Source organism: Pseudomonas syringae group sp. J248-6 (genome assembly GCF_032586995.1).
Classification (GTDB): domain Bacteria; phylum Pseudomonadota; class Gammaproteobacteria; order Pseudomonadales; family Pseudomonadaceae; genus Aquipseudomonas; species Aquipseudomonas amygdali.
This window is the reverse complement of record NZ_JAWHOP010000018.1, coordinates 108,601-115,220: the sequence shown is the minus strand read 5'-3', so window position 1 is coordinate 115,220 and position 6,620 is coordinate 108,601. Positions and strand designations below refer to the sequence as shown.

The window sequence follows — 6,620 nt, the reverse complement described above, 5'->3', positions numbered from 1 at the left end:
AGCCGGAACAACCGGTCGAGGACCCGGACGCGGTAGAGCCGCCGCCAAAACCGGTGGAGAAGCCTAAGGTCGAGAAGCCCAAGCCGGTCAAGAAAGTCGAGCCGGTGAAAAAGCCGACGCCACCTGCGCCAACGCCTGCTGCCGCGCCCAGCCCGCCTGCGCCGCCAGCACCTGCGCCTGCACCTCCGGCACCTGCCGCGCCACCGGCGCCAGCCAAGGAAAGCGCTGCCGTATCCGGGCTCGCCAGTCTGGGCAACCCGCCGCCGGAATACCCGGGGCTGGCCTTGCGCCGCAGTTGGGAAGGTCGCGTGATTTTGCGCATCAAGGTGCTGCCAAACGGCCGCGCTGGCGCTGTCGAGGTGACCAAATCCAGCGGCAAACCGGTATTGGACGAAGCAGCCGTTGAGGCCGTGCGCAACTGGAAGTTCATACCGGCCAAACGGGGTGACACGCCGATAGAAGGCTTCGCGACGCAGACCATCGACTTCAAGTTGCCGGAATGATCCGGCACCTGACAACCGACACTTCAATTATTAAAGCTGGTGAGGTTTAAACCATGAACGCATCGCTCTCTTCCATGATTGTCCCGGCCGTGCTCTGGGCATTGATTCTGTTTTCCGTATTGAGTTGGGCACTGTTGCTGATCAAGTCGGCGCAGTACGTGCGTCAGAAATCGCAGAACAAACAGTTCACCAAGGCGTTCTGGAGCGCGCCGGACCTGCTGACCGCCGCCGAGCACTCTGCACAATATCCTGGAGCGCTGGCGCGTATTGCCAACAGCGGCTTCGAAGCCATGGCGGTCGACGAGTCGCCGCGCACCACGCAACAACTGGCGCACACCATCAACCGCTCGGACCGTCTGGAGCGCAACCTGCGTCAGCAGATACAAAAAGAGCGTCGCGCACTGGAAAGTGGTCAGGCAATTCTCGCCAGTATCGGCAGCACCGCGCCCTTCATCGGCCTGTTCGGTACGGTCTGGGGGATCATGGAAGCACTGCAAAGCATCGGTGTGACCGGCTCGGCCAGCCTCGAAGCGGTCGCCGGTCCTATCGGCCATGCGCTGGTCGCCACCGGTGTGGGTATCGCCGTCGCGGTGCCTGCGGTGCTGATCTACAACTTCTTCCTGCGCCGCCTCAAGCTCGCTGTGGCCGACATGGATGACTTCGCCCACGACTTCGACGCCCTCGCCCAGCGCAGCGCCTTCGCGGTCACCCGTCAGCCCATCGCCAGCAAGAATGGCCATGCCGTTCGGGAGGCCAGCTAATGTCTTTCTCCACTCAGGACAGCGATGAAGTACTCAGCGAAATGAACGTCACGCCGCTGGTGGACGTGATGCTCGTGCTGCTGGTGGTGTTCATCGTCACCACGCCGCTGATGACCAACGCGATCAAGGTCAACCTGCCCAAGACTGATGCGGTCGCCCCTGCCGAGAAGAAAAACCCGGTGGTGGTCAGCGTTGATCAGGACGGCAAGTTCTACCTCGCCAAATCGGAAATCGCCCCGGAACTGCTGGAAAAAAGCCTGCAGGACGAAAAGGCCAAGGACCCGGAAATCCGCGTCCAGTTGCAGGCCGATACCGCCGTGAATTATGGCCAGGTGGCCAAGGCCATGGCGTCCATCGAGCGTTCGGGCATTACGAAGATATCCGTCATGACGGCGAAATGACCCTCAGGTGATTTGACGGCTTCGCCGCGCGAAGCCGTCTGACCCGACCCCCCGTAAATGCGGTTGTCCGTGGGCTGAAAAGCCTCTGGAGGGGAGCGGCTTGCTGGAAAAAGAAGAAGTGGAACTCCCGCTCGGCACAACCGCGTCGGGAACAGAGGGCTCACAAGGCCATTTCAATAACGTCTGGACCAAGTCGGAACTAACCATGCTGATGAATCTTCCCGGTTGCACCCTCAAACCACTGGCCCTCGCGGTCCGGCGTCATCCACGTGCCCTGCTTTGTGCATTGGCCATGGGCATGAGCGGTGCTCAGGCGGCAGACGCCGTCGACGCGGACACAAGCGGCTCGGCCGTGTCCACCAGCGCAGCGGTTGTGCCTGCCACGACCCAGCTGCAACGTGTAGAAGTGACCGGTTCGGCGATCCGCCGGGTCGATGCCGAAACCGCAGTGCCAATTACCATCCTGCGCGCTGACGACCTTAAGAAACAGGGCGTGACCACCACCCAGGAAATGGTCCAGCGCATCACTGGCAGCCAGTCGATCAACAACAGTGCAGGCTCGGTCGGCGCCGGAACAGGTGGTGCCTCGTTTGCCGATATGCGCGGCATCGGCGCCAACAAGACGCTGGTGCTGCTCAACGGCCGCCGTCTGGCCAATAACGCACTGTCGGGTGTGGGCACGCCCAACGGCAGCGCCATCGACCTGAACATGATCCCTTTTGCCGCCATCGACCGTGTGGAAGTATTGCGTGACGGCGCCTCGGCGCTATACGGCACTGACGCCATTGGCGGTGTGATCAACTTCATCACCAAAAAATCCCTGACCGACGGCAGCCTGACCCTGGGTGGAGAAACCCCGACCGCCAGCGGCGGCGGTGCCACCAAGGACATGAGCGCCAGTTGGGGCTTTGGCGATCTGGAGCAAGACCGCTTCAACGTCATGGGTGTCTTCAACTACAACAAGCAGCAAAACCTGGACGCCAACGACCGCTCGTTTGCCAGAGATTACGTGCCAGGACGCGGGCTCAATCAGACCTCCGGTACGGCCTATCCCGGCAATTACTTCCAGGGTGACAACTCTGCGAACCCGCTGGGCAGAAACTGCGGCGGCCCTAACCTGATCGCCAGCAACGGCATCTGCCGGTTCAGCACCCGTGAATACATCGACCTGATCCCGCAAACCGAAAAGACCTCGTTTTTTGGCAAGGCCACCGGCAAGCTGGCAGACGATCATAACGTCAGCCTCGAATACTTCTGGGCTCGTAACAACAACCATACCGATATCGGGCCTGCGCCCCTTACCGGCCTGTCTCTGGACTCATCGTCGCCTTTTTATCCCGGCAACGGCATCACTCCGGCACCGACCGACTTTACTCTCGACCCGACCCAACCGATCAGCACAGCCTGGCGAGAAACGGCGGCCGGGCCACGCGGGTCCAGCGACCAGAACACCAGCCAGCGTTTTCTGCTGAACTTCGACGGCCTGGTGGGCGGCTGGGACTACAACGTAGGTGCTTCTTACAACCAGAACAAAGTCCTGTCATCGCTCACCAACGGGTATGTCAGTGACGCTGCAATGCTCAACGGCCTGGCCAATGGCACCCTTAACCCGTTCGGCCCGCAAACCACTGCCGGTCAGGCGCTGATCGATGCCAGCGAATATCACGGCCAGTACTCCAGCGCTGTGGGCCGGGTGGCCGGGCTCGATGCGCGCATCAGCCGGGAAATCGGTGACTGGTTCGGTGCAGGCCCTGCGGGTCTGGCGTTGGGCGGCGAATACCGCAAAGAGAAAATGCATCAGCAGTACGAAGCCTACGTCAACGACATCAGCAGCCTGGGCGCAGATGCCGCCGGTAGCGTCGAAGGCGACAGGAGCGTCAAGGCGGAATACGCCGAACTGAACGTGCCCGTGCTGGACAGCCTTGAACTGACCGCCGCCGTCCGTCACGACAAATACAGCGACTTCGGCAGCACCACCAACCCGAAATACTCGTTCCGCTACCAGCCGTTCAAGCAACTGGTGGTCCGCGGTGCCTACAGCGAAGGTTTCCGCGCGCCGTCGCTTTACGAGCTGTATGCCCCGCGCAGTACGACTTTCACCCAGGGCTATTACAACGACCCGGTTCTGTGTGCCGGTGGCGTCGTTCAGCCGGGTGGTAACGCCGGTCGTGATTGCCAGCAGCAGTTCCTCAACAATGGTGGAGGCAACACCGAACTGGCCCCGGAAAAAGCCCGCAACATGACCCTGGGCTTCGTCTATCAGCCGGTCAACAACCTGTCGATGGGCCTGGATTTCTGGTGGATTCACATTTCCAACCAGATCCAGTCGTTCCCCGAGTCGACTGTGTTTGATGATCCGAACACCTACGCCGACCGCTACGTGCGCGCTGCTGATGGTTCGATTGCCAACATCGTGACCGGCAACGCCAACCTGGGTATCGTCAAGACCAGCGGCGTCGACGTAACGCTCGACTATCGCTTTCCGAACACACCTTACGGCCAGTTCGGTCTGGGCATGACCGGCACCTACGTCACCCGTTATGACTTCCAGAACATCATCGACGGCCCGTACACCGACAAGGTCGGCGACTTCCAGGGCGACGGCGTGATTTCGCGCTGGAAACACGTGCTGACCGGCACCTGGGCACTGGGCGATACCCGCGCTTCCATCACCAACCGCTTCACCAGCGGCTACAACGACTACGACCGCACCACCAATGCGCGGGTCGCATCGTATGCTTTGTGGGACATGTCGGTGGGTCATACCTTCGACAAGGTGCTGGATATCGACGCCGGGGTGCGCAACATGTTTGACCGCAACCCGCCGTTCACCAACCAGGCCTACAACTTCCAGTCCGGCTACGACCCTCGTTACGCCGACCCGCTGGGCCGCACCCTGTTCGCACGCGCGACTTACCACTTCTGAGTGTGACGACGTGGCCCATACACGCTCCTTGGGCCACGTCAGATTGCGAGCTCGCCCCCTCCGGCCCAGGTTTCATCCACCTTCCCCGGCCGGGGGCTTTTTCGCGACTCATCGTCATTCAGTGCGTACGAGGAAAGCCCCATCATGTTGCGTCATACCCGTTTTCTGCGGCGCCTGATTCTGGGTGTTGCGCTGTGCAGTTGCTGGCAGGTCGCTCAGGCCGCCCCGACTCACGCCTTGACCGTCTATGGCGAGGCACCGAAATACCCGGCTGGCTTCCAGCACTTTGACTACGTCAACCCGAACGCCCCCAAAGGCGGTTCACTAAGCCGCTCAGCGGAAGAAATCGGACAGTTCAATTACCTCAATCCCTACGTCGATCAGGGCATCAATGTGCGCGAGGTCGACAGCTGGGTGTACTCGCCACTGGCCTATCGCTCGCTGGATGAGCCGTACACGGTGTATGGCCTGATCGCGGAAAAGATGGAGATGGACCCGGACGGTCTGTGGATTCGTTTTTTCCTCAACCCCAAGGCGCGCTTCGAGGACGGCAAGCCCGTCACCGCAGAGGACGTGCGCTACACCTTCGAGCTGATGACCACCAAGGCCAGCTTCAGCTATCGCCCCATGTTCGCCGACGTCAAACAGGTGACCATCGAGGGGCCGCTACAGATTCGCTTCGACTTCAAGAACAACCTCAACCGCATGCTGGCGCTGGATATTGCCAGCCTGCACATTCTGCCCGAGCACTGGTGGAAGACCCGCGACTTCGCCAATGGCGGCGGGTTCGAGCCGCCGCTGGGCAACGGGCCCTACCGGGTCGCCAAGGTCGATGCCGGACGCAGCGTGGTCTTTGAACGGGTCAAGGACTGGTGGGGCAAGGACCTGCCGGTCAGCCGTGGCCTGTACAACTTCGACACGCTCACCGTGAACTACTACGGCGACATCGAAATCGCCCGCCAACTGCTGCAAGCCGGGATGTTCGACTACAACCGCGAGTTCTCCTCTTCAGGCTTCGTGGTCGGCTACAGCGGCCCGGCGATTGACGACGGGCGCCTGCAAAAGCGCATCCTCGCACCGCAACGTCCGGTCGCCGCGCAGGGCTTTGTGTTCAATCTGGACAAACCCATGTTCAAGGACCGCCGCGTGCGCGAGGCGCTGTCGTTGCTGTGGGATTTCGACTGGATCAATCGTCGAGTCATGCGCAATTTCTACGTGCGCGAACAAAGCTATTTCCCGAAAAGCGACATGGCCGCCACCGAGCTGCCGACCCCGGCCGAGCTGAAGATTCTCGAACCCTTGCGCGGTCAGGTGCCGGACGAGGTGTTCACCACGGTGTATCAGCCGCCGAAAACCGACGGCAGCGGTTACATCCGTGACAAACAGTTGCAGGCCCTCAAGCTGCTCGCTGAGGCGGGCTGGCACCCGAAGGACAACAAGCTGGTGAACGCCGCTGGCGAGCCGATGGTGTTCAGCTTTCTCGATGGTCAGGGTGGTTTCGATCGCCTGATTCTGCCCTTCAAGCGCACGCTGGCGCAGATCGGCATCACCCTGGATTTCCTGCGCATCGATTCGGCGCAGTACATCAACCGGCTCAATGCGCGGGACTACGACATGATCGTGGTCAGCCTGCCGAAAAACGGTAATCCGATCATTTCTCCTGGCCGTGAGCTGTACAACCTGTACGGCTCGCAAAGCGCCACCGAAGTGGGCAGCTCCAACGCCATGGTGCTGCGCAATCCTGCGGTGGACACGCTGATCGACGGGCTGGTGAGCGCCAATACGCGTAACGATATGGTGCTCTACGCGCGGGCGCTGGACCGGGTCCTGCAATGGGGCTACTACATGATTCCCAACTACTACTCCAAGGGCACGCCACTGGTGTTCGCCAACCGTTTCGGCATGCCGGATGTGGCACCGACCTATGACGTTGGTCTGGAAACCTGGTGGCAGATCAGCCCGACCCCGCTGACCAACGCTCAGGCCGCCGCACTGACCGGCAAGCCCGCCGCTGCCAAGGAGTATTGAG

General features: G+C 61.2%; 5 protein-coding genes. All 5 read left to right on the top strand.

Features of this window, described 5'->3' with window-relative positions:
• The coding region (locus RYC17_RS20880) for an energy transducer TonB (RefSeq protein WP_316904314.1) at window positions 1-503 on the top strand (503 nt) is incomplete at its 5' end.
• Between the two features lie 74 nt (window positions 504-577).
• Window positions 578-1,264, top strand: coding sequence for a MotA/TolQ/ExbB proton channel family protein (locus RYC17_RS20875; RefSeq protein ID WP_003435083.1), 687 nt, complete (start codon window positions 578-580; stop codon window positions 1,262-1,264).
• Entirely contained in the window at window positions 1,264-1,665 is a 402-nt protein-coding gene (locus RYC17_RS20870; protein WP_002555939.1) for an ExbD/TolR family protein, read from the top strand. The genes RYC17_RS20875 and RYC17_RS20870 overlap by 1 nt, the downstream gene beginning before the upstream one ends.
• Before the next feature lie 100 nt (window positions 1,666-1,765).
• Window positions 1,766-4,591 (top strand): TonB-dependent receptor, encoded by a 2,826-nt coding sequence (locus RYC17_RS20865; RefSeq protein WP_316904312.1) that lies wholly within the window; start codon window positions 1,766-1,768, stop codon window positions 4,589-4,591.
• 144 nt (window positions 4,592-4,735) lie between these two features.
• The gene (locus RYC17_RS20860; protein WP_219170723.1) at window positions 4,736-6,619 is read left to right on the top strand and encodes an extracellular solute-binding protein; all 1,884 of its coding nucleotides are present in this window, start codon (window positions 4,736-4,738) and stop codon (window positions 6,617-6,619) included.
• Window position 6,620: the final 1 nt, after the last annotated feature.

Coding starts and splice junctions, on each gene's coding strand:
- RYC17_RS20875 (WP_003435083.1), top strand. CDS start 578: ATGATTGTCCCGGCCGTGCTCTGGGCATTGATTCTGTTTTCCGTATTG.
- RYC17_RS20860 (WP_219170723.1), top strand. CDS start 4,736: ATGTTGCGTCATACCCGTTTTCTGCGGCGCCTGATTCTGGGTGTTGCG.
- RYC17_RS20870 (WP_002555939.1), top strand. CDS start 1,264: ATGTCTTTCTCCACTCAGGACAGCGATGAAGTACTCAGCGAAATGAAC.